At 61.9% G+C, this 21,309-nt stretch carries 20 protein-coding genes and 1 pseudogene; 4 read left to right on the top strand and 17 right to left on the bottom strand.

The genetic code is table 11. The features are described from left to right. Nucleotides 1-8 precede the first annotated feature (8 nt). Nucleotides 9-1,196 carry a pyridoxal phosphate-dependent aminotransferase gene (locus tag ACM6IO_RS13610; protein WP_414911630.1) on the top strand — a complete coding sequence of 396 codons (1,188 nt, stop codon included), beginning with the start codon at nt 9-11 and terminating at the stop codon, nt 1,194-1,196. 99 nt (nt 1,197-1,295) lie between these two features. Here ACM6IO_RS13610 and ACM6IO_RS13605 read toward each other — a convergent pair whose 3' ends face one another. The 10 genes from ACM6IO_RS13605 to ACM6IO_RS13560 all read right to left on the bottom strand — a co-directional run bounded on the left by ACM6IO_RS13605 (nt 1,296) and on the right by ACM6IO_RS13560 (nt 13,457). Beyond that, nucleotides 1,296-2,273, bottom strand: coding sequence for an NAD(P)-dependent oxidoreductase (locus tag ACM6IO_RS13605; RefSeq protein ID WP_414911783.1), 978 nt, complete (start codon nt 2,271-2,273; stop codon nt 1,296-1,298). A gap of 21 nt (nt 2,274-2,294) precedes the next feature. Further along, nucleotides 2,295-3,593: an MFS transporter gene (locus ACM6IO_RS13600; protein WP_008036856.1), complete on the bottom strand. Its 1,299-nt coding sequence runs from the start codon at nt 3,591-3,593 to the stop codon at nt 2,295-2,297. Between the two features lie 114 nt (nt 3,594-3,707). Further along, on the bottom strand, nt 3,708-4,682 hold the full coding sequence (locus ACM6IO_RS13595; protein ID WP_414911629.1) for a sugar kinase: 975 nt from the start codon (nt 4,680-4,682) through the stop codon (nt 3,708-3,710). Further along, nucleotides 4,675-5,457, bottom strand: a complete 783-nt coding sequence (locus ACM6IO_RS13590) for a sugar phosphate isomerase/epimerase family protein (protein WP_414911628.1) — start codon at nt 5,455-5,457, stop codon at nt 4,675-4,677. Before ACM6IO_RS13590 ends, ACM6IO_RS13595 begins: the two co-directional genes overlap by 8 nt. 153 nt (nt 5,458-5,610) lie before the next feature. Then, nucleotides 5,611-6,636 carry a LacI family DNA-binding transcriptional regulator gene (locus ACM6IO_RS13585; protein WP_414911627.1) on the bottom strand — a complete coding sequence of 342 codons (1,026 nt, stop codon included), beginning with the start codon at nt 6,634-6,636 and terminating at the stop codon, nt 5,611-5,613. 138 nt (nt 6,637-6,774) lie between these two features. Next, nucleotides 6,775-7,383, bottom strand: a complete 609-nt coding sequence (locus ACM6IO_RS13580; RefSeq protein ID WP_414911626.1) for a LysE family translocator — start codon at nt 7,381-7,383, stop codon at nt 6,775-6,777. A 52-nt stretch (nt 7,384-7,435) separates the two neighbouring features. After that, nucleotides 7,436-8,275 (bottom strand): AraC family transcriptional regulator, encoded by an 840-nt coding sequence (locus ACM6IO_RS13575; protein ID WP_192227070.1) that lies wholly within the window; start codon nt 8,273-8,275, stop codon nt 7,436-7,438. Nucleotides 8,276-8,351: 76 nt separating this feature from the next. Then, complete coding sequence (locus ACM6IO_RS13570) at nt 8,352-8,993, bottom strand: DUF1345 domain-containing protein (protein WP_414911625.1); 642 nt, start codon at nt 8,991-8,993, stop codon at nt 8,352-8,354. 192 nt (nt 8,994-9,185) lie between these two features. After that, nucleotides 9,186-12,284, bottom strand: coding sequence for a multidrug efflux RND transporter permease subunit (locus ACM6IO_RS13565; RefSeq protein ID WP_414911624.1), 3,099 nt, complete (start codon nt 12,282-12,284; stop codon nt 9,186-9,188). Between the two features lie 15 nt (nt 12,285-12,299). After that, a complete protein-coding gene (locus ACM6IO_RS13560) occupies nt 12,300-13,457 on the bottom strand; it encodes an efflux RND transporter periplasmic adaptor subunit (protein ID WP_414911623.1) in 1,158 nt (385 codons plus the stop codon). Between the two features lie 294 nt (nt 13,458-13,751). Between ACM6IO_RS13560 and ACM6IO_RS13555 the strand changes: the two genes are divergently transcribed. Together ACM6IO_RS13555 and ACM6IO_RS13550 are read left to right on the top strand one after the other, a co-directional pair. Further along, nucleotides 13,752-14,453, top strand: a complete 702-nt coding sequence (locus ACM6IO_RS13555) for a response regulator transcription factor (protein ID WP_008031130.1) — start codon at nt 13,752-13,754, stop codon at nt 14,451-14,453. Between the two features lie 4 nt (nt 14,454-14,457). After that, nucleotides 14,458-15,759, top strand: coding sequence for an ATP-binding protein (locus ACM6IO_RS13550; RefSeq protein WP_008031131.1), 1,302 nt, complete (start codon nt 14,458-14,460; stop codon nt 15,757-15,759). A 104-nt stretch (nt 15,760-15,863) separates the two neighbouring features. On the opposite strand, the gene ACM6IO_RS13545 is transcribed toward ACM6IO_RS13550, so the two are convergent. Genes ACM6IO_RS13545 through ACM6IO_RS13535 form a run of 3 tightly spaced genes read right to left on the bottom strand, consistent with a single transcriptional unit; the run spans nt 15,864 to nt 17,702 of the window. After that, complete coding sequence (locus ACM6IO_RS13545; protein WP_008036838.1) at nt 15,864-16,631, bottom strand: anti-sigma factor family protein; 768 nt, start codon at nt 16,629-16,631, stop codon at nt 15,864-15,866. After that, the gene (locus ACM6IO_RS13540; protein WP_414911782.1) at nt 16,628-17,125 is read right to left on the bottom strand and encodes an RNA polymerase sigma factor; all 498 of its coding nucleotides are present in this window, start codon (nt 17,123-17,125) and stop codon (nt 16,628-16,630) included. The genes ACM6IO_RS13545 and ACM6IO_RS13540 overlap by 4 nt, the downstream gene beginning before the upstream one ends. A gap of 46 nt (nt 17,126-17,171) precedes the next feature. Continuing rightward, nucleotides 17,172-17,702 (bottom strand): tetratricopeptide repeat protein, encoded by a 531-nt coding sequence (locus tag ACM6IO_RS13535; RefSeq protein ID WP_192227075.1) that lies wholly within the window; start codon nt 17,700-17,702, stop codon nt 17,172-17,174. Between the two features lie 187 nt (nt 17,703-17,889). Here ACM6IO_RS13535 and ACM6IO_RS13530 point away from each other — a divergent pair. Next, a pseudogene (locus ACM6IO_RS13530) lies at nt 17,890-18,045 on the top strand (SAM-dependent methyltransferase); the annotation flags it as partial. 51 nt (nt 18,046-18,096) lie between these two features. On the opposite strand, the gene ACM6IO_RS13525 reads toward ACM6IO_RS13530, so the two are convergent. The 4 genes from ACM6IO_RS13525 to ACM6IO_RS13510 all read right to left on the bottom strand — a co-directional run bounded on the left by ACM6IO_RS13525 (nt 18,097) and on the right by ACM6IO_RS13510 (nt 21,054). Continuing rightward, on the bottom strand, nt 18,097-19,050 hold the full coding sequence (locus tag ACM6IO_RS13525; protein WP_008036836.1) for a D-2-hydroxyacid dehydrogenase family protein: 954 nt from the start codon (nt 19,048-19,050) through the stop codon (nt 18,097-18,099). A gap of 13 nt (nt 19,051-19,063) precedes the next feature. After that, nucleotides 19,064-20,086 carry an alpha/beta fold hydrolase gene (locus ACM6IO_RS13520; protein WP_192229989.1) on the bottom strand — a complete coding sequence of 341 codons (1,023 nt, stop codon included), beginning with the start codon at nt 20,084-20,086 and terminating at the stop codon, nt 19,064-19,066. An 84-nt stretch (nt 20,087-20,170) separates the two neighbouring features. Beyond that, complete coding sequence (locus ACM6IO_RS13515) at nt 20,171-20,605, bottom strand: YqaA family protein (protein WP_414911622.1); 435 nt, start codon at nt 20,603-20,605, stop codon at nt 20,171-20,173. Next, on the bottom strand, nt 20,605-21,054 hold the full coding sequence (locus ACM6IO_RS13510) for a DUF411 domain-containing protein (RefSeq protein ID WP_414911621.1): 450 nt from the start codon (nt 21,052-21,054) through the stop codon (nt 20,605-20,607). The genes ACM6IO_RS13515 and ACM6IO_RS13510 overlap by 1 nt, the downstream gene beginning before the upstream one ends. Nucleotides 21,055-21,309: the final 255 nt, after the last annotated feature.

Raw genomic sequence — 21,309 nt, 5'->3', positions numbered from 1 at the left:
AGAAATACATGCGCTATTCAGCCTTGACCCAACGAATTGCCGGAGACGGCGCTGCGGCCTGGCAGATTCATTACCGAGCATTGGAATTACGAGAGCAGGGCGTCGATGTGTTGCTGTTGTCGGTGGGTGATCCGGACTTCGATACGCCGCGTCCCATCGTCCAGGCATGCATTGACAGCCTGTTGGCTGGCGACACGCATTACTCGCAAGTGCGCGGCAGTCGCGGGCTACGCGACAGCATCGTCAACCGTCACCGGCGTTGCAGCGGTCAGGAGGTCGATGCGGATCAGGTGATTGTGACGCCCGGCGCCCAGTGCGGGGTGTATTCGGTCGTGCAATGCCTGCTTGATCCGGGCGATGAAGTGATCGTCGCCGAACCGATGTACGTGACTTATGAAGGCGTGTTCGGTGCCTGCGGGGCGAAAGCGGTGCCGGTGGCGGTGCGTCCGGAGAACGGCTTTCGCGTTGATCCGACGGATGTCGCGGCGCTGATCACGCCGAAAACCCGCGCGCTTTTGCTCAACAGTCCGAACAACCCTTCCGGTGCCAGTCTGTCGCTGAAGATCTGGCAGGAACTGGCATCGCTGTGCATTCGGCACAACCTGTGGCTGATCAGTGACGAGGTTTACAGCGATCTGTTGTACGAGGGCGAGCACATCAGCCCGGCGAGCCTGCCCGGCATGGCCGAGCGCACCGCGACGCTCAACAGCCTGTCGAAATCCCACGCCATGAGCGGCTGGCGGGTCGGTTGGGTGATCGGGCCCAAACCCTTGATTGACCATCTGGAACATCTGTCGTTGTGCATGCTGTTCGGCATTCCGGACTTTGTGCAGAAGGCGGCGCAGGTTGCGCTGGAGGGTGATCTGCCGGAAGTGGCGATGATGCGCGAAGAATACCGTCAACGCCGTGACCTGGTGTGCGCGAGCCTGAGTGCGTGCCCGGGGGTGCGGGCGGTACGGCCGGATGGCGGGATGTTTGTGATGGTTGATGTGCGCCAGACCGGGTTGTCTGCCCAGCACTTCGCCGAGCGGCTACTGGAGGGCTATGGCGTTTCGGTGCTGGCCGGCGAAGCGTTCGGGCCGAGCGCGGCGGGGCACATCCGGATCGGGTTGGTGGTGGATCAACGGAAACTGGCGGATGCGTGTCGACGGATTGCGTTGTGTGCGGCGGATCTTTTGGAAGCTCGGCGCGCCTGAGGGCCTCTTCGCGGGCAAGCCTCGCTCCTACCGGGGCATCGCGAACTACTGTAGGAGCGAGGCTTGCCCGCGAAGACTGACTTGCAGGCGCCGAATCTCTTAATCCTTCCACGCCCGGGTATTCACCAGATTCTTCGGCCGCTCACCCGTCAACGCTGCCAGCAGATTGTCCACCGCACACGTCGCCATCGCTTCGCGCGTTTCATGGGTCGCCGAGCCAATGTGCGGCGTCGCCACCACGTTGTTCAGTTGCAACAACGGCGAGTCCGGGTTCAGCGGTTCGCGTTCGAACACATCCAGCCCCGCCGCGCGAATCTGCCCGGAACGCAACGCTTCGATCAGCGCCGTTTCGTCCACCACTTTGCCCCGTGAAATGTTGATGAAGATCGTCTCTGGACGCATCAGCGCAAACTGTTCAGCACCGATCAGCCCCTCGGTTTCCACTGTCAGCGGCAATGTCAGGCAAACGAAATCGGCCTGCTGCAACAGCTCCGGCAGGCTGCGGTATTGCGCATTGAAGCGCTGTTCCACCGCCGGTTTCGGCGAGTGGCTGTGATAGATCACCGGCATGCCGAAACCGAAATGCCCGCGTTGGGCCAACGCTTCGCCGATCCGCCCCATGCCAATGATGCCCAGGGTTTTACCGTGCACATCGCTGCCGAAATGCACGGGGCCGATGTTGCGGTTCCACTGGCCGGCACGAACCATGTTCGCCAGTTCCACCACGCGCCGGGCCGTCGCGAGGATCAGCGCAAAACCGGTGTCGGCGGTGGTTTCGGTGAGCACGTCCGGGGTGTTGCTGAGCAGGATTCGCCGCTCGGTCAGGTAGTCGATGTCGTAGTTGTCGACGCCCACCGAAACGCTGGCAATGGCGCGTAGATTCGGCGCCAGATCCAGCAGGCCCGCGTCCAGTTTCAGACTGGCACCGAGCAACCCGTGAGCGCGGGGCAGGGCCTCGCGCAGTTGCGCCAGGCCATCGGCGTCGAGGTTGTCGATCAGCGTCACGTCGGTCTGCTCATGCAGGCGAGCCATCAGCAACGGTGAGAGTTTCTTGTACAGCACGACCTGCTTTTTCATCGTATTCATCTCTGCATCAATTCAAGGATGGGCGGCGGTCGGGCGTGTTTGCGCAACCGCAGGACGTTCCCGGTCGCTGGCGCCGGGCTTGAGGAGAATCGTCAGCACCACCGAAAACATCAGCGCGCCGCTCATCAGCAGGTAAGACGCGCCCGGCGAACCGGTGGAGCTGTTCAGGTAACCGACCAGATAAGAGCCGCCAAACGAGCCGAGCGCGCCCATGCTGTTGATCAACGCCATGGCGCCACCGGCGACGTTGGCCGGGAGGATTTCCGGGATGATCGCGAAGAACGGTCCGTAAGGCGCGTACATGCAGGCCCCGGCAATCACCAGCAGGGTGTACGACCACCAGAAATGTTCGGCGCCCAGCGCGTACGATCCGTAGAACGCAATCGAGGCGATCAGCAGCGGCGGCCAGACAAAGCGTTTGCGCTTTTGCAGTTTGTCCGAGCCCCAGGACACCAGCAGCATCCCGATCACCGCCGCCAGATACGGCAGCGCCGACAGCCAGCCGGCTTCGACCATGTCCATTTGCGCGCCGGCCTTGAGGATCGACGGCAGCCACAGCACGAAGCCGTAGACGCCGATGCTCCAGCAGAAAAATTGCAGGGCCAGGATGATCACTTTCGGCGAGCGGAAGGCTTCGGCGTAGTTCTTCACCGCCTTGATGCCCACCTGTTCGGCGGCGAGGGCGCTTTCCAGATCGTGCTTTTCGGCGTCGCTGAGCCACTTGGCCTGGGCCGGACGATCATCCGCCAGGCGCCACCAGATAAACGCCCAGAGCACTGCCGGCAAACCTTCGATGATAAACATCCAGCGCCAGCTGTAATGCTGCACCAGATAGCCCGACACCACCGACATCCAGAGCATGGTCACCGGGTTGCCGAGGATCAGGAAAGTGTTGGCCCGCGAGCGTTCGGCACGGGTGAACCAGTGGCACAGGTAGATCAGCATCGCTGGCATCACCGCGGCTTCGACCACGCCGAGCATGAAGCGAATGACGATCAGCCAGTAGGCGTTGGAGACGATCCCTGTGAGCGTCGCCAGGCTGCCCCAGAGGATCAGGCTGACGAAAATCAGCTTCTTCACACTGTGTTTTTGCGCGTAGATCGCGCCGGGCACCTGGAAGAAAAAGTAGCCGAGGAAGAACAGTGCGCCGAGCATCGACGACAGGCCAGGCGTGATCATCAGGTCTGCGGCCATCCCGGAGGCGGCGGCGAATCCGTAGTTGGCGCGGTCCAGGTACGCCAGGCTGTAGGTGATGAACACGATGGGCATGATGTACCACCAGCGGCGGGTGGCGAGCGTTGCGGTTTTCATGAGTGGTGCTCCTGAGCTTGTTGTTTTTGTCGCAGCAGGTAACGGGTCAGATCAAGCTTTTGCAGTGGTAGTGATGGCCTCTTCGCGAGCAAGCTTCGCTCCTACAGGTTCGCGCTAAACCTGTAGGAGCGAGGCTTGCCCGCGAACAGCGGTCTCGAATTCGATGGACATCTCGGATCGGGTCGGCAACCCCTCCATATCTCCACGACTCTGTACCGCACGGCTGCCAATCCAGTTGGCGCGTTTCACGGCGTCGGCAACGCTGTGGTTTTCCAGCAGCGCGCTGATCATGCCGACGGCAAACCCGTCACCGGCACCGACCGTGTCGACCACCGTTTCCACGGGCACACCCGCCACGAAACCGTCATCCAGACGCGTGCGGTAATACGCGCCGTGCGGGCCGAGCTTGATCGCCACCGCTTCGGCGCCCTGGTCGAGGTAAAACGCGGCGATGTCAGCCGGGTCTTCATAGCCGGTCAGCAAACGACCTTCACTCAAACCCGGCAGCACCCAGTCGGCGAGGGCGGCGAGGCGGTTGATTTCGCTGATCATCTGTTGCGTGCTGGCCCACAGGCTCGGGCGCAGGTTCGGGTCGAAGGACACGCTGCGCCCGGCTTCGCGCATGCGCGTCATCAGTTCGAAAGACATCTGTCGCGCCGTTTCGGACAGCGCCGGAGGAATGCCGGTGGCGTGCAAGTGCCGCGCCTTGAGCAGTTCGGGGATGATCGACTGCGGCGACAAATGACTCGCCGCCGAACCGCGCCGAAAGTACTCGACCCTGGGATCGTCGCCATCGTCGGTACGTGACTTGAGCTGAAACCCGGTCGGGTGTGCGGCATCGAGGGCAACGTTACTGCAATCCAGGCCTTCCTTTTTCAAGGTGTCGATTACGAAGCGGCCCAGAGAGTCGTCACCGACCCGGCTCAGCCACGTCACCTTGAACCCCAGTCGCGATAAGCCGATGGCGACGTTGCTGTCGGCCCCGGCAATGCGTTTGTGAAAGTGGTCGACGTTGGCGAGGTCGCCATTTTGATCGGCGACAAACATCGCCATGGTTTCGCCGAACGACAGGATATCGATCTCAGACATGAGCGCTCTCCAGGCGTGCTTGCCCCAAGTGGGCGAGGGCGGCGACATGCTCGGTGGTGAGCTGCACCAGGTCATCGGCTTGCAGCGGATATTCCGCGGCCCGCATCACGCCTTGGGCCATGTGCCGCAGCAGTTGTTCCCACGAATGCAGGTCGCCGGCAGCAGGCGGCATGGCAACCAGTTTGCCATCGGCCCGGCGTGACACGGCTTTGCAGTGCACGTAGCCGACGTGACGCCCGAGCAGGCGCGCGGCGCTGCTGGCGGACTGGTCCTGCCAGTGCCAGTTGCCGATGTCGAAGGTCATTTTGATCGGCATATTGTGTTGCTCGACCGCTGCGAAAAAACGCTGGAACGGTTCGATGCGACCACCGTGCAGGGTCTGATCGTTTTCCACCAGCAGTTGCACGGCGCTTTTGCCCAGGATCCGGGCGAGGGTTTGCAGGTCGCTGGTGTCGGTGAAGTAACCGAGGGACACCTTCAGCCATTTGGCGCCGAAGGCCTGGGCGCGTTGCAGGGCGGTGATCAGTTGCGGATTGGGTTTCGACTGGCCGGCCAGCCACAATTCCATCGGCGAGGAGTACACGCTTTCGAGGCCTTGCGCCTGGGTGGCATCGGCCAGTTGGGCGGGGTCTTCAACGGTCAGCAATTCTTCGCGCCATTCGATGTGGCTGGCGCCCGCAGCTGCGAGGATATCGATGAAATGGCCTTGACCGCGCTGGCGGACGAGGTCGGCGCCGTAGCTGGAGAGGCTGATGGAAACGGGTGGTTTATGCATTGTCATGGACCTCTGAAACCGGTTTCATTTTTGTTCAAAAAAAAGGATGAGGTTTTGTGGTGGTCTTTCGGGCCCTTTCGCGGGCAAGCCTCGCTCCTACGGGTTGTCGGTGTCCTGTAGGAGCGAGGCTTGCCCGCGAAGGGGCCGAAACATTCACCGAGAATTTCCCAGGGTCGACCCACGCACAATCAACCGCGCCGAAAAATCCATCGTCCGCACCGGCCCGCCATCCCCGCGCAAGCGCTTGAGCAAGCATTCAAACGCACTCGCGCCCATCTCGGTCGTCGGTTGGGCGAGGGCGGTGATGCCGCTGCCCACCAGCGGGTACCAATCCAGATCATCGAGGGCGATCAAGCCGACATCCTCGAACAACGTGCACTGCAATTCGCGCAACGCATGGGTCGCGGCCAGCGCCGCAATCCCGTTCGCGCAGAACAGCGCCTTCGGGCCGGGGCCGGGTGTATCGAGAAAGGTTTTGAGGTTTGCGGTGAGGTCACTGCCGGTTTCGATCATCGTTCCGCGCAGCGCCGAACGCCGGGCAATCTGTGCCTTGAAACTGCTGACCCGTTCTATCCGCGAACTGGTGCCGTCAAACGGTTCGGTGACCAGCAGCACATCGCGGTAACCGCGTTCTTCAAGGTGGGCGATGGCGATCTCGACCGCTGCCGGGTTGTCCAGCCCGACCATGTCACTTTCGAGGTGCTCGACCTTGCGGTCCACCAGCACCAGCGGCATCTCGCGGTGCAGTTCCTGCAATTCGTCGCGGTGGTGGCCGAGGGTGTTCACGATCAGCCCTTCGATGTTGTACGAGCGGAGCAGGGCCAGGTGCTGGCATTCCTGCTCGTCATCGCGGTCGGTGTTGCACACCACCAGGCTGTAGCCGTGTTGACGGCAGGCGGTTTCCACCCCGTGCATCACGGCAATCGAATAAGGGTTGCGGATGTCGGCGACCAGCATACCGATCAGGCGGGTTCGTCCACGTTTCAGACCGCGAGCCATCTGGTTCGGGCGATAGCCCAGTTCGGCAATCGACTGTTCGATGCGCAACGCAATCGCATCGGATAGCAAGGCGCGATCCTCGCCGATGAACCGCGACACGCTGGCCTTGGAGACCTTGGCATGTTCGGCGACATCAAGCATGGTCACGCGGCTGCGCTGGGCGGCGGAGAAATCGTTCACGGTCTGAAACCTTCTTATTGGAGTTATAAGGTCCGTGCGTTTGAGATCGCACTGAAACCGGTTTCAGAAGACACCAAAAGCAAATACGCCGTCAAGCCCCGCATCGTCGATTGTCCGACAATGGCCGACGAATGGGATTCAGGCCCAAAGACTCAACCAGGCCGATCCCAACAGCAACAGGGCCATGCTGCGATTGAAGCGTTGCATTGAGCGAGGTGAGCGCAACCAGCGCGTGGAGCCCGCGCCGAGCAATGCCCAGACCCCAAGGCAGGGCAGGGAAATCAGAAAGAACGCCAGCGACAACACCATCACATGGGTCAGGCGCTGTTCACCGCCGCCGGCAAATACACTGACAACCGCCAGCGCCATCATCCAGGTTTTCGGGTTGATCAGTTGCAGGCCGGCAGCGCCCAAAAGACCGAGCCGGGCGTCGGCATTTTGCGTGGTGACGGCCTCTGCCGGGGCGTTGAAAATCTGCCAGGCGAGGTAACTCAGCCAGGCGACGCCGATCCACTGCATCGCGGTTTGCACGAAGGGCCAAGCGGTCAACGACGCCCCGGCACCGCTGCCGACCAACAACACAATTGTCGCGGCGCTGGCACAGGCGCCGAAGATGATCGGCACGGCGGCCACCAAGCCGTATCGGGCACTGTTGCTCAACACCAGAATGTTGGTCGGGCCGGGCGTGATCGACGCCACGAACGCAAACAACAGGAAGGGCAGTAACGTCGGGAAAGTGGACAGCATCGCGGGCAAACTCCGGTGAAGATCATTGAAGTCGATCTTCACAATCCCACGGTCAACTGTCTGGAAGATTTGAGCAGCGCTTGCGATACAACGCGGGTGTCAGGCCGTAAGCCCGCACGAACCAGCGGCCCAGATGACTCTGGTCAGCGAACCCCAGCGTCATGGCCACCGTGGCCGGTTGTTCGCCTCGGGCGAGCATTCTGCGGGCCGTGGCCAGGCGCAATTGCACCAGATAGGCGTGCGGGGCGATGCCGTAAGCAGCCTTGAAGGCGCGGGTCAGGCGAAAGCGATCGACGCCCGTTGCGGCGGCCAGTTGGTCGAGGCCGATGTCCTCGTGGGCATGGGCGTGCAGATACTCCCGAGCCTTCTGCGCCACCAACGGCAATCGCGGGTCTTCGCCATAACGGGCACGCCAGTGCAGGTGAGTGGTGAGGCGTTCGAGCAGGCTGTCGAGGGCCGTCTGGCGGACGATTTTCAGCTCGCCGTTGTGCAGCGCCTGAAACGCCAGGCTGGTGGCGTGGGCCAGGCGCACGTCGGTGGCCAGGGTATTGGCGAAGCTCAATTGACTGTTGTCCGGCGCGTTGTCGAACACGGCACTGAGCTCGCGCTTCAACCACTGCGGGTCGAGGTACAGCATGCGGTAGGTGAAACCATCGACCGTCGGTGCTTCGCCGTCGTGGATGTCACCCGGTTCGAGCAAAAACACTTTGCCCGGCGTGCTCTGGTGCCTGGCCCGCCGGCAGTTGAATTGCTGCACCCCTTGCTCGGTGACGCCCACCAGATAGCTGTCATGCCAGTGCGGATCGTAGGCGTGGCCCTCGAAATGCGCGCGCAGCGTCTCGATGCCGGTGTCGGCGTCCTGGGCCAGGTCGATCCAGTTGTGAGTGGTCATGCTGCACCTGCGAGACGGATTGCCGGGTTATTTAACGCTCGTGGCGCGGGCGATGCCTAGAACGTTTGTGCACGGCTCAGTTGAACAGGCCCGCAGCGATGTTGATCGAGAACCCGAGAATCGCGGTGTTGAACAGAAAACCGATCAGCGACTGCGCGAGCACAATCTTGCGCAATTCCCGAGTGGCCACGCCGACATCGGAGGTCTGCACCGCCGCGCTGATGGTGAACGAGAAATACAGGAAGTCCCAATAATTGGGGGTGGTCAGCCCTTCAGCGAAGCGCAGCGCCGGGTCTTTGCCGGCCCAGGTGTAGAACAGACGGGCGTAATGCACGCTGAAAATCACCCCGATCAACAGCCATGAACCGATGACGGTCAGTGCGGTAAACCCGTAATGCAACAGCTTGCGGGTGGTTTCCAGGTCCTTGCTGCCGACCAGTTCGAAGGTGATGGTCGCCAGGCTGGCGATGGCGGCGATGCACACCACGAACAGCACCAGCCCGGCGTTCTCGTCTTCGACTTCGGCAATGCGTTTCACATCCGGCGCTTTGGCGCGGGCGGCGAGCCAGAGCATCAGCACCAGATACGACCAGACCCCGGCGTTCCAGCCGAAGAGGATTTTGCTGATGATCGAATCGGCCGGAGCCAGAATGCCCACCGCGACGCCGAGGGTCGCAGCGGCGGACAGGCGAGGGTGGGTGCGGGCGAGGAAGGGCATGTGAACTCGATGGGCCAGGGTATGCAAACACCTTAGCCCAGCGTGGCCCGTCGGGCCCACACAATTCCCTGTAGGAGCGTGCGGTGCGGCGATCCGACTTGCCCGCGAAGGCGGTGTGTCAGTCGAGTTAATTATTGACTGTTACAACGCCTTCGCGGGCAAGCCTCGCTCCTACAAGGGGGATGTGTGCGGTCAGGTTTTCTTGTGGCGTTTGCGCACCAGTTTCATCACCACCACAAAAAACACCGGCACAAACACCACCGCCAGTGTCGCGGTGATCATCCCGCCAATCACCCCGGTGCCGATGGCTTGCTGGCTTGCCGAGCTCGCGCCAGTGGCGATCGCCAGCGGCACGACGCCGAGGATGAACGCCAGGGACGTCATGACGATTGGCCGCAGGCGCAGGCGCGCAGCTTGCAGGGTGGCGTCGATCAGGTCGTGGCCTTCGTCGTACAGGCTCTTGGCGAACTCGATGATCAGGATCGCGTTCTTCGCCGACAGGCCGATGATGGTGATCAGCCCGACCTTGAAGAACACGTCGTTGGGCATCCCGCGCAAGGTCACGGCCAACACCGCGCCGAGCACACCGAGCGGCACCACCAGCAGCACCGAAGTCGGAATCGACCAGCTCTCATACAACGCCGCCAGGCACAGGAACACGATCAACAGCGACAACCCGAGCAGGATCGGCGCCTGGCTGCCGGACAGCCGTTCCTGCAGCGATAACCCGGTCCATTCCTGGCCCAGGCCCGCTGGCCCTTGCGCGACCAGTCGCTCGATTTCCGCCATGGCTTCACCGGTGCTGTGACCCGGTTTTGGCTCGCCGGAAATACTGATCGCCGGATAGCCGTTGTAACGGGTCAATTGGGCCGGGCCCTGAGTCCATTTGGCCTGGACGAAGGCGGACAGCGGCACCATTTTCCCGCTGCTGTTGCGCACGTGGATCTTCAGCAGGTCGGCGACCTGACTGCGTTGATCGCCTTCAGCCTGGACCACCACCCGCTGCATCCGCCCCTGATTGGGGAAGTCGTTGATGTAAGCCGAACCGACAGCGGTGGACAGCACGCTGCCGATGTCGGTAAACGAAACCCCCAGCGCATTCGCCTGTTTACGGTCGACGATCAGTTGCACCTGCGGCGCTTCGGCCAGCGCGCTTTCGCGCACGTTCATCAGGATCGGACTTTTCTCGGCGGCCGCCAGCAACGCGGTACGCGCCTGCATCAGCGTGGCATGGCCGAGGCCGCCACGGTCCTGCAAGCGGAACTCGAAACCGCTGGAGGTGCCGAGGCCGTCCACCGGCGGCGGCAGGACCGAGAACGCCATGGCGTCCTTGATCTGGCTCAGCGCGATGTTGGCGCGGTCGGCAATCGAACTCGCCGAGTCGTCGCTGCCGCGATCCGACCAGTCTTTCAACGTGGTAAACGCCAGCGCCGCGTTTTGCCCGCTGCCGGAGAAGCTGAAGCCGAGAATCACCGTGCTGTCGCCGACGCCCGGTTCGGTGGCGTTGTGCGCTTCGATCTGCTCGACCACCTGCACCGTGCGATTTTTGCTCGCGCCGGGTGGCAGTTGAATGTCAGTGATGGTGTAACCCTGATCCTCCACCGGCAGGAACGAAGAGGGCAGACGGCTGAAGCACAGCCCCAGACCAATCAGCAGCACGCCGTAGATCAGCAGGTAACGACCACTGCGTTTCAGCGCATAAGCGACCCAGCCCTGATAGCGCTCGGTCAGTTGCTCGAAGCGTCGGTTGAACCAGCCGAAGAAGCCGCCCTTGGCGTGATGCTCGCCCTTGGCAATCGGCTTGAGCAGCGTTGCGCAGAGCGCCGGGGTCAAGGTCAGGGCGAGGAAGGCCGAAAACAGAATCGAGGTGGCCATCGACAGCGAGAATTGCCGGTAGATCACCCCGACCGAACCCTGCATGAACGCCATTGGAATAAACACGGCGACCAGCACCAGAGTGATGCCGATGATCGCCCCGGTGATCTGCTTCATCGCTTTGCGCGTCGCCTCTTTGGGCGACAGGCCTTCGGTGGCCATGATCCGTTCGACGTTTTCCACCACCACGATGGCGTCGTCCACCAGAATGCCGATGGCCAGCACCATGCCGAACATGGTCAGTACGTTGATCGAGAACCCCAGCGCGAGCATGGTCGCAAAGGTGCCCATCAGCGCCACTGGCACCACGAGGGTCGGAATCAGCGTGTAGCGGAAGTTTTGCAGGAACAGGAACATCACCGCGAACACCAGCACCATCGCTTCGATTAGGGTGTAAACCACTTTGGTGATCGAGACTTTGACGAAAGGCGAGGTGTCGTACGGGATCTTGTATTCCACATTCGCCGGGAAGTAGCGCGCCAGTTCATCCATCTTCGCCCGCACCAGCGTCGCAGTGCTGAGGGCGTTGGCGCCGGGGGACAATTGCACGCCGACAGCGGTGGACGGCTTGCCGTTCAGACGCGTGCCAAACTGGTATTCCTGGCTGCCGATCTCGACCCGCGCCACATCACCGATGCGCACGGTGGAACCGTCCGGATTGGCCTTGAGCACGATGTCGGCGAATTCTTCCGGGGTCGACAGCTGGCCTTTGACCAGAACGGTTGCGGTGATTTCCTGGGTGGTGCGGGTCGGCAGGTCGCCGATGCTGCCGGCCGAAACCTGGGCGTTCTGCGCAACGATGGCGGCGTTGACGTCGGCCGGTGTCAGGTTGAAACCGATCAGTTTCTGCGGGTCGATCCAGATCCGCATCGCCCGCTCGGCGCCATACAGCTGCGCCTTGCCGACACCGTCCAGGCGCTTGATCTCGTTCATCACGTTGCGCGCCAGGTAATCGCTGAGCGCCACGTCGTCGAGTTTGCCGTCAGTGGAGGTCAGGGTGATCAGCAGCAGGAAACCGGCGGAGACTTTCTCCACCTGCAAACCTTGCTGATTGACCGCTTGCGGCAGGCGCGACTCGATGACTTTCAGGCGGTTCTGCACATCGACCTGGGCCATTTCCGGGTTGGTGCCCGGTTGAAAAGTCGCCTTGATCGTGGCGCTGCCGAGGCTGCTTTGCGATTCGAAATACAACAGGTGATCGGCGCCGTTGAGCTCTTCCTCGATCAGGCTGACCACGCTTTCGTCCACGGTTTGCGCCGAGGCGCCCGGGTACACGGCGTAGATTTCGATCTGCGGTGGCGCGACATCGGGGTACTGCGCCACCGGCAACTGCGGAATGGACAGGGCACCGGCCAGCAGGATGAACAGGGCAACCACCCAGGCGAACACCGGGCGGTCGATAAAGAACTGCGGCATAGAAAAGCGTCCTGCTTACTGACCAGAAACCTGGGCAAGTGGAAGAGGGGAGTCGTCGATCTGTACTTTCTCGCCGGGCTTGGCGTGTTGCAGGCCTTCGATGACGATGCGGTCGCCAGACTTGAGGCCTGCGGTGACGATCCAGCGATCGTTTTGCACGGCGCCCAGCTCTACGGTTTGCTGGCCGACGCGCAGTTCCGCATCGAGCACCAGCACCTGCGCAACACCCGCGCTGTCGCGTTGAATGGCGCGTTGCGGCACGCTGATGCCTTGCTGGTTCACCGCTTGTTCCAGGCGCACCCGCACGAAGCTGCCCGGCAGCAAGTCGAGGTCCGGGTTGGGAAACTCGCTGCGCAGGATGATCTGGCCGGTGCCCGGGTCGACGGTGATGTCGGTGAACAGCAGCTTGCCCGGCAGCGGATAGAGGCTACCGTCATCCTGAATCAGCGTGGCTTTGGCCTGACCCTGACCCACTTCCTGCAACTGGCCGGAACGGAAGGCGCGGCGCAGGTCGTTGAGTTCGCGGGTCGACTGGGTGAGGTCGGCATGAATCGGGTTCAACTGCTGGATCAATGCCAGCGGCGTGGTTTCGTTCTGCCCGACCAATGCGCCTTCGGTGACCAGTGCGCGGCCGATGCGCCCGGAAATGGGGGCGGTGACGGTGGCGTACCCGAGATTCAGTTTCGCTCGATCCACGGCGGCTTTATTGGCCGCGACTTCAGCGGCGGTTTGCCGTACAGCGGCCCGGGCGTTGTCGTAATCCTGGCCGCTGATGGCATTGCCTTCGATCAACTGGGCGTAGCGCTGTTCTTGCAGCCTGGCCTGGAAGGCGTTGGCCTCGGCCTTGCGCAGCGAGGCTTCGGCGCTGTCCAGGTCAGCCTTGAACGGTGCCGGATCGATGCGGAACAGCACGTCGCCTTTTTTCACGTCGCTGCCTTCGTGGAAGGCGCGTTGCAACACCACGCCGGCGACCCGGGCGCGCACTTCGGCAATCCGTGGCGCGGCGATCCGTCCGCTCAATTCGCTGGTGATCGACAGGGGCCGCGGTTTGATGGTCTCGATGCGCACGGTGGCCAACGGCGCCTGCTCTTCAGCGCTCGTGGATTTGTCACACGCGCTCAGCGTCAACGCCAGGGCAAGCAGGCTGAGCTTGGCAAGCAGGTTCTTCGACATGTAAATACCCCAATAATGAACTCCCGCATCCTACGGGGAGGCGACGAGGGTAGCGGTGAAGCTTTGTTGGTGCTGTGTGAAATTGTGTAATGGTTTTGCTCAGGCACGGGTGAGGGCGTATATCCTTCACGGCTTGAAATTTATTGCGCCTGTCAGGCCGCCTTCGCGGGCAAGCCTCGCTCCTACAGGATTTGTGTCGTCCGCGAAATCCATGACCGACAACAATCCCTGTAGGAGCGAGGCTTGCCCGCGAAGAGGCCTGAACAGCCGCCACTGCACTCTCTGGAAACACCCATGCCCAACATCCTCCTGGTCGAAGACGACACCGCGCTCTCCGAGTTGATTTCCAGCTATCTGGAACGCAACGGCTACTCCGTCAGCGTGATCAGCCGCGGCGACCACGTGCGCGAGCGCGCGCGGGTCAATCCGCCGGACCTGGTGATCCTCGACCTGATGTTGCCGGGGCTCGACGGCCTGCAAGTCTGTCGCTTGTTGCGCGCGGATTCGGCCACGCTGCCGATCCTGATGCTCACTGCCCGTGACGACAGCCACGATCAGGTGCTGGGCCTGGAAATGGGCGCCGATGACTACGTCACCAAACCCTGCGAACCCCGCGTGTTGCTGGCCCGCGTTCGTACACTGTTGCGCCGCAGCAGCCTCAGCGAACCGCAGACGGCCAATGACCGCATCCTCATGGGCAATTTGTGCATCGACCTGTCCGAACGCACCGTGACCTGGCGTGAACAACTGGTCGAGCTGTCCAGCGGCGAATACAACTTGCTGGTGGTGCTGGCCCGGCATGCCGGCGAAGTGTTGAGCCGCGACCAGATTCTGCAACGCCTGCGCGGCATCGAATTCAACGGCACCGACCGCTCGGTGGACGTGGCGATTTCCAAACTGCGACGCAAATTCGACGACCACGCCGGCGAGGCGCGCAAGATCAAGACCGTGTGGGGCAAGGGTTACCTGTTCAGCCGTTCCGAGTGGGAATGCTGAGGCGATGTTCAGAATCCTCTTTCGCCTGTACCTGGTGACGATCATTTCGTACAGCGCGGCGATCTACCTGGTACCGGACGTGGTGATCAAGGTCTTCCAGGAGCGCTTTGTCACCTACAACCTCGATTACTCGCGCGGGTTGCAGTCGCTGATCGTCAAGCAGTTTCACGCCGTGCCCGAAACGCAGTGGCCAGCGTTGGCGGCCGAGATGGACAAGGAATTCAACCCGCTGCACATCGTCCTCAGCCGCAATGACGATGACGGCCTGACCCTGGCGGAACAGAAACGTTTGCAGCGTGGCGAGAATGTCGTGCGCATCGGCGACTGGGGCTGGCGCACGCTGGCGGTGGCACCGTTGAACTCGCAAACCGTCGTGCAAATGGTCGTGCCGCCGGACCCGCTGGACGTGAATTTGCTGTACTGGAGCATCAACGTGCTGATCGGCGCGACCATGCTCGCGTGCCTGTTGCTGTGGCTGCGCCCGCACTGGCGCGACCTGGAGCGGCTCAAAGGCACGGCTGAGCGCTTCGGCAAGGGGCATTTGAGCGAGCGCACCCAGATCCCCACCCACTCCAACATCGGCAGCCTGGCCAACGTTTTCGACACCATGGCCGGCGATATCGAAAACCTGCTGAACCAGCAGCGGGATTTGCTCAACGCGGTTTCTCACGAGTTGCGCACACCGCTGACCCGCCTGGATTTTGGCCTCGCGCTGGCACTGTCCGACGATTTGCCGGCTGCCAGTCGGGAGCGCCTGCAAGGGCTGGTCGCGCACATTCGTGAACTGGATGAGTTGGTGCTGGAGCTGCTGTCCTATAGCCGCTTGCAAAATCCGGCCCGGCTACCGGAACAGGTGGAAGTGTCGCTGGATGAGTTCATCGACAGCATTCTGGGCAGTGTCGATGAGGAGCTGGAATCCCCTGAAATCGTGATCGACGTGCTGCTTCACGGCCAGCTCGAACGCTTCACACTCGACCCTCGGCTGACTGCCCGGGCGATTCAGAACCTGCTGCGCAACGCGATGCGCTATTGCGAGAAGCGTATTCAGATCGGGGTTCAGGTCTGTGCCAAGGGGTGTGAAATCTGGGTCGATGACGATGGGATCGGCATTCCCGATGACGAACGCGAGCGGATTTTCGAGCCGTTTTATCGACTGGATCGCAGTCGCGATCGGGCGACTGGCGGCTTTGGCCTGGGATTGGCGATCAGTCGGCGGGCGCTGGAGGCACAGGGCGGTACGCTCACCGTCGAACCGTCTCCGCTGGGCGGCGCACGGTTCCGTTTGTGGTTACCGATCCCGGCCTGATGACCGCCGAAAAACCTGTGTAGGAGCCGGCTTGCCGGCGATGGCGTCCTTGAATTCAACGCAATGTCTGATGGCCCCATCGCCAGCAAGCCGGCTCCTACAGGTCACGCGCTTAGCCGACTGCGCAACACCTTCGCCATCTCCTCCAGCTCCGACGCCGGGTTGTGCCCGATCAGCATCCACGCATGTTCCATGTCCGCCCAATACACCACGTTCATTCCGTGCCGACGCTCGTGGGCGAAGTGGCGACTGCCACTGTTTGAGCGGGTGACGCACAACGCCATGGGGCCGTGCGCCGGGTCCAGATACGTAATCTGGGCGATGGGCATGCCGTCGTATTCGAGGATTTGTGCGCGTTTGAGCTCAACGCGTGGCAGGCTCAGTTGAGCCGGCAAAAGGCGCAGCCCCAGGCGTGCGTCGATGGTGTGCAATTGCGCGCGCTGAGTGGCTTCGTCGCTGGGCAAGTGTTCCAGGGTTTGCGGCACGTACATCGACATGTAGTCCGCCACCAGCCCTCGCCAGCTGGATTTGTGCTGGCTCGCCTGCCAGCCAAGGAACAACCGGTCCGCGAGCACGCCGCTCAACACCAGGCCGGCTGCCGCCGCGAGGAACCTGCGCCGATTTATCGCGGGCCGGGCAGGCGAGGGCAAGGTGTCGAGCATCGCTTGCAGGCGGTCCACGGGCGCCTGTTGCGCCAGTTCGTCGTAGGCGGCCTTGAACGGCAGGCTGCTGCGGGCCAGCCATTGAAGGCGCAGGTTGAGCATCGAGTCTTCGGCGATGACTGCGTCGATGCGGCTGCGCTGATCGCTATCGAGTTGGTCGTCGAGGTAGGCCACCAGTTGCTCGTCCGTAGGCATCGTGTGATCGTTCATCGACGTTCTCCTGTGGAAGGGTTCGACACCGCGTGCAAGGGCGGGTACTCGGCCAGTTTCGCCCGCGCCGCGGCCAGGCGGCTCATGACCGTGCCGATGGGCACGTCCAGGACTTCGGCGACTTCGCGATAGGACAGGCCCTCCACGTAGGCCAGAAATACCGTTTCGCGTTGCGCTTCAGGTAGCGCATCGACGCGCCGAATCACCTGCGTGGCGAGCACGTGAGTTTGCGCGGCGTATTCACCGTCGAACGACAAGGCGTTGTCGGCATCCACCAGCCCCTGGCCCTGACGCACCCGGCGCGAGCGCACTTCGTTGAGCCAGATCGAATGCAGAATGCTCAGCAGCCAGCGGTCCAGGCGGCTGCCGGGGGCAAATTGCCCGGCACACTCAAGCGCCCGCACGCAGGTGGCCTGCACCAGGTCTTCGGCGACATGCCGCTGCCGGGACAGCAGCAGGCCGTAGCGCCATAACCGCGCCAGGTGCTGACCCAGCTCTGCCCGTATTGCCTGATCGCTGGCGATGGCGACCTCCGTCCTGTCAGGTTTTCGATGAATCGTTGATGGCTTCAGCCAGGTCCCGGTACTCCTCGCAGGTGCTGCCGCAGATCGATTTTATCTGCTGCAACTGCTCCTGGGCGAGATCCAGCCGACCCTTGATCACATACGCCTCGCCGAGGTACTCGCGGACTTGCGCGTACTGCGGGTCGAGTTTGACCGATTGCAGGTAGTAACCGATGCCCTCGTCGGTGCGCCCCAGTTTACGCGTAGCGTAGCCGCGATAGTTGAGCGCCTTGGCGGTGTCGGGTTCTTTCAGCGTGTCGAGCAGTGCCAGGGCTTCCTCGTAGCGACCGTCCTTTGCCAACCGATAGGCGTAATCGGTGCGGTCGGCATCGGATACCTCGCCGCTGGTCTGCCTCACGCATTTTTGCGACCTGGAGTCGAAGACCTGGCCTTTCGGGCAGTTGGGCCTGGCCGGTGCGTCATCTTCACCATTGGCCAATGCAAGGGTAGCGGACAACGCAAAGGCGAGCAGTAGCTGAACGGTAAAAACAGTAAGACGGGTATTCATGGATGATCTCCACTGGTTTATTCGTTTCAGTTCAACCACGCCCCGGCAACATGCACGCAAGGTGTTATCCCGCAGGCCGAAATGATGAGTCTTCGCTGTCATGAACACCGCAGGGTGAACAATTATTCATTTCTTTCTGGCGGTCTTTTCGAGGCACGCGCGCACAGGTTCGTGGTGGATCTGGGTGTCCACTAGTTTTGTCGCGGCTTTATCCGCGCAGGAGCGGGTGAAGGTGGATGGGCAAATTCGCGGGCTGATCGCCGCAGAGCCCGAATTGCGGGGCAAGGATGTGGTGACGGTGCCTTATGTGACGGCGGCGTTTGTCGCGGTGAGGGCCAGTTAGATTTGTAGTGCGTTCATCGCCGGTTGGCCGGCGATGAACGATGACCGGGTATCAGCTGAGCAACCGGATCGGCTCTCCAGCTGACCAGGCCTGAATGTCCTCGATCATTTGCGAAAAGAACTGATGGTAGTTCTGCTGGCTGACGTACCCGACATGCGGCGTCGCCAGCACATTCTCCAGCGTCCTGAACGGGTGATGAGCCGGCAAGGGTTCCTGCTCGAACACGTCCAGTGCCGCACCGGCCAGCCGTCGTTTTTGCAACGCCTTGATCAGCGCCGCCTCATCGACAATCGGCCCGCGAGCCGTGTTGACCAGCAGTGCGGTGGGTTTCATCCAGTCCAGCGCTTGCGCGTCGACCAAGCCGCGACTGCGGTCGCTGAGCACCAGATGCACCGACAACACGTCGGCCTGTTCGAACAACGCCTGCTTGCTGACGTAGGTCACGCCCACTTCGGCGGCGCGTTCGGCTGTGAGGTTTTCGCTCCAGGCGATCACCCGCATGCCGAACACCTGGCCGAACTGGGCGACTCGCTGGCCAATGCTGCCCAAACCGAGAATCGCCAGGGTCTTGCCGTGCAGGTCGCCACCCAGCCCTTGTTGCCATTTACCTGCACGCAGGGCGTTGGCTTCCACGACCAGGTTGCGGGTGGCAGCCATGATCAGCGCCCAGGTCAGTTCCGGCGCGGCGTGTTTGTAACTGTCGGTGCCGCTGACCTGAATGCCAAGCGCGGCAGCGGCTTTCAGGTCGAGGGCAGCGTTGCGCATGCCGCCGGTGACCAGCAGTTTGAGGGTCGGTAGCCGACGCAACAGGTCTTCATCGAACCGTGTGCGCTCGCGCATTACGCAGATCACTTCAAACCCGGCCAGCCGTGCTGCCAGCGTTTCGTTATCCGCCGGGTAGTCATGGATGAAACTCACCTGGCCGATGGCGTCCAGTGCCGACCAGTCAACCACCTGCCGCGCCACATCCTGCCAGTCATCGAGTACCGCAATCTGCACAGCCATCCGCCTTACCTCATCAATGAACGGGGTTGGAATTGTTCAGCCAGGCGAGCAGGGCCTGGTGGAATTTTGCCGGTTCTTCCATTTGCGGCGCGTGGCCCATGCCGGGGAATTCAACCAGCGTCGAGTGAGGAATCAGTTTCGCCACCTGTTTGCCGAGTACGTCGTAGTGACCGATTTTCGCTTTGACCTCGGGTGAGGCGATGTCCTTGTTGATGGCCGTGGAGTCGGCAGTGCCGATCAGCAACAGCGTCGGCACCTTCAGGTCCTTGAATTCGTAGTACACCGGCTGGGTGAAGATCATGTCGTAAATCAGTGCCGAGTTCCACGCCACCCGGGTTTTGCCCGGGCCTTTGGCCATACCTGCGTACATGTCTACCCAGCGGTCGAATTCGGGTTTCCAGCGGCCGTCGTAATAAGTGTTGCGCTGATAGTCGTGAATGCCTTGCGCCGTCACCTTGAGCTCACGCTCGTACCATTGATCCACCGTGCGATACGGCACGCCGAGGGCTTTCCAGTCTTCAAGACCGATTGGGTTGACCATCGCCAGTTGTTCGACCTGCTCGGGATATTGCAGCGCATAGCGGGTGGCGAGCATGCCGCCCGTGGAATGCCCGAGCAGGCTGGCTTTCTGGATGCCGAGTGCTTTGAGCAGTTGTTGGGTGTTGGCCGCCAGTTGCTGGAAGCTGTACTGATAATTGTCCGGTTTGCTGGAGGTGCAGAAACCGATCTGGTCCGGCGCGATGACCCGGTAACCGGCGTCGCTCAAGGCCTTGATCGACGTGTCCCAGGTTGCGCCGCAGAAATTCTTGCCATGCATCAGCACGATGCTGCGCCCGTTCGCCTTGCCGTGCGCGGCGACGTCCATGTAGCCCATTTGCAGGGACTGGCCCTGGGACTCAAAGGCGAAATGCTTGAGCGTATAGGGGTATTCGAAGCCTTGCAGTTCGGGGCCATATTCCGGACCTTCGGCCGCGATGGCCGGCAGTGCGGCGGTCAGCAGCAGGCTCGGTAGCCAGCGGGAGCGTGCGAGGGGCATGGGTGGACTCCAGAGGAAATCGGCGATGCTGGATCGGCATGATTAGGGCGGCATTAAGCACAGGCAATCGCGGCGGGTGATGGTTCAACCGATCCAGCCCAAAGTCGCCAGGGCCAGCACGCCGTAACGGGCGCCTTTGGCGAGCGTCACGATCAGCAGGAAGCGCCCCAGCGGTTCGCGCATGACGCCGGCGACCAGCGTCAGTGGGTCACCGATGACAGGCACCCAACTCAACAGCAACGACCAATGACCGTAGCGCTGATAATGAATGCGGGCCTTGTCCAGATGGCGTGGGCTGACCGGAAACCAGCGCCGCTCGCGAAACCGCTCGATACCGCGACCCAACCACCAGTTCAGCAGCGAGCCGAGCACGTTGCCCAGCGTCGCAACTGCCAGCAGCGACCAGAGCCAGTACTGCTCGCTGAGCAACAGCCCCACCAGGACCGCTTCGGACTGCAACGGCAGCAGGGTCGCCGCACCGAATGCGGCGAAAAACAGCCCGATGTACGCTGCAGACATCAATGGGCGGCGGGGTAGTCCGCCACCACCACGTCAGCGCCGTCCTTTTTCAGGCCGATCACCTGATAGGCGTCGCTCATGCCGTCCATTTCCATGCCGGGCGAACCCATCGGCATGCCGGGCGCGGCCACGCCCAATAGATCGTCACGCTTGGTCAAGGCCAGCACCTGATCGGCCGGGACATGGCCTTCGACGAATTTGCCGTTGATCAAACCGGTGTGGCAGGACGCCAGGCGTGGCGGCACGCCGTGTTGTTGCTTGAATTCGCTCATGTTGGCTTCGACGTGATCCTCGACCTTGAAGCCATTGGCCTCCAGGTGGCTGATCCACTTTTTGCAGCAGCCGCAGTTGGCGTCGCGGTGGACCTCGATGGGGATGAGGTCGGCGGCCTGGGCCAGGGACGAAATGAACAGGGCGCTCAGGGCGACCAGACGCAGATGGATTCGCATGGAGGGATCTCGACTCGGATGGCGGTCAAAAAAAGAGGCATTTTGACTACTTTAGCCGGTAAAGAGCGGCGAGATTGTTTCGAATTAATGCTGGGGTTGTGGGGGATTCTGGGTTGCACGGGCTTTGGCTGGTGTACATATCCATTGGTTTGGTGATGGCGGATATGGGTTTCGCCCTTACGGCGAGTCACTTGGAGAAGCGCCAAGTAACCAAGCGCTTTTGCCCCTTTCGTTCGGTGCCTCGCTAATGCTCGG

It is taken from the genome of Pseudomonas sp. IT-P44, assembly GCF_949768225.1.
Classification (GTDB): domain Bacteria; phylum Pseudomonadota; class Gammaproteobacteria; order Pseudomonadales; family Pseudomonadaceae; genus Aquipseudomonas; species Aquipseudomonas migulae.
The sequence above is the reverse complement of the archived record's forward strand: the minus strand, read 5'-3'. Positions and strand labels throughout refer to the sequence as shown.

Bases quoted from the DNA above. Each gene is read 5' to 3' on its own strand.
- ACM6IO_RS13610 (WP_414911630.1), top strand. From the start codon at position 9: ATGCGCTATTCAGCCTTGACCCAACGAATTGCCGGAGACGGCGCTGCG.
- ACM6IO_RS13605 (WP_414911783.1), bottom strand. From the start codon at position 2,273: ATGAAAAAGCAGGTCGTGCTGTACAAGAAACTCTCACCGTTGCTGATG.
- ACM6IO_RS13600 (WP_008036856.1), bottom strand. From the start codon at position 3,593: ATGAAAACCGCAACGCTCGCCACCCGCCGCTGGTGGTACATCATGCCC.
- ACM6IO_RS13595 (WP_414911629.1), bottom strand. From the start codon at position 4,682: ATGTCTGAGATCGATATCCTGTCGTTCGGCGAAACCATGGCGATGTTT.
- ACM6IO_RS13590 (WP_414911628.1), bottom strand. From the start codon at position 5,457: ATGCATAAACCACCCGTTTCCATCAGCCTCTCCAGCTACGGCGCCGAC.
- ACM6IO_RS13580 (WP_414911626.1), bottom strand. From the start codon at position 7,383: ATGCTGTCCACTTTCCCGACGTTACTGCCCTTCCTGTTGTTTGCGTTC.
- ACM6IO_RS13575 (WP_192227070.1), bottom strand. From the start codon at position 8,275: ATGACCACTCACAACTGGATCGACCTGGCCCAGGACGCCGACACCGGC.
- ACM6IO_RS13570 (WP_414911625.1), bottom strand. From the start codon at position 8,993: ATGCCCTTCCTCGCCCGCACCCACCCTCGCCTGTCCGCCGCTGCGACC.
- ACM6IO_RS13565 (WP_414911624.1), bottom strand. From the start codon at position 12,284: ATGCCGCAGTTCTTTATCGACCGCCCGGTGTTCGCCTGGGTGGTTGCC.
- ACM6IO_RS13560 (WP_414911623.1), bottom strand. From the start codon at position 13,457: ATGTCGAAGAACCTGCTTGCCAAGCTCAGCCTGCTTGCCCTGGCGTTG.
- ACM6IO_RS13555 (WP_008031130.1), top strand. From the start codon at position 13,752: ATGCCCAACATCCTCCTGGTCGAAGACGACACCGCGCTCTCCGAGTTG.
- ACM6IO_RS13550 (WP_008031131.1), top strand. From the start codon at position 14,458: ATGTTCAGAATCCTCTTTCGCCTGTACCTGGTGACGATCATTTCGTAC.
- ACM6IO_RS13545 (WP_008036838.1), bottom strand. From the start codon at position 16,631: ATGAACGATCACACGATGCCTACGGACGAGCAACTGGTGGCCTACCTC.
- ACM6IO_RS13535 (WP_192227075.1), bottom strand. From the start codon at position 17,702: ATGAATACCCGTCTTACTGTTTTTACCGTTCAGCTACTGCTCGCCTTT.
- ACM6IO_RS13525 (WP_008036836.1), bottom strand. From the start codon at position 19,050: ATGGCTGTGCAGATTGCGGTACTCGATGACTGGCAGGATGTGGCGCGG.
- ACM6IO_RS13520 (WP_192229989.1), bottom strand. From the start codon at position 20,086: ATGCCCCTCGCACGCTCCCGCTGGCTACCGAGCCTGCTGCTGACCGCC.
- ACM6IO_RS13515 (WP_414911622.1), bottom strand. From the start codon at position 20,605: ATGTCTGCAGCGTACATCGGGCTGTTTTTCGCCGCATTCGGTGCGGCG.
- ACM6IO_RS13510 (WP_414911621.1), bottom strand. From the start codon at position 21,054: ATGCGAATCCATCTGCGTCTGGTCGCCCTGAGCGCCCTGTTCATTTCG.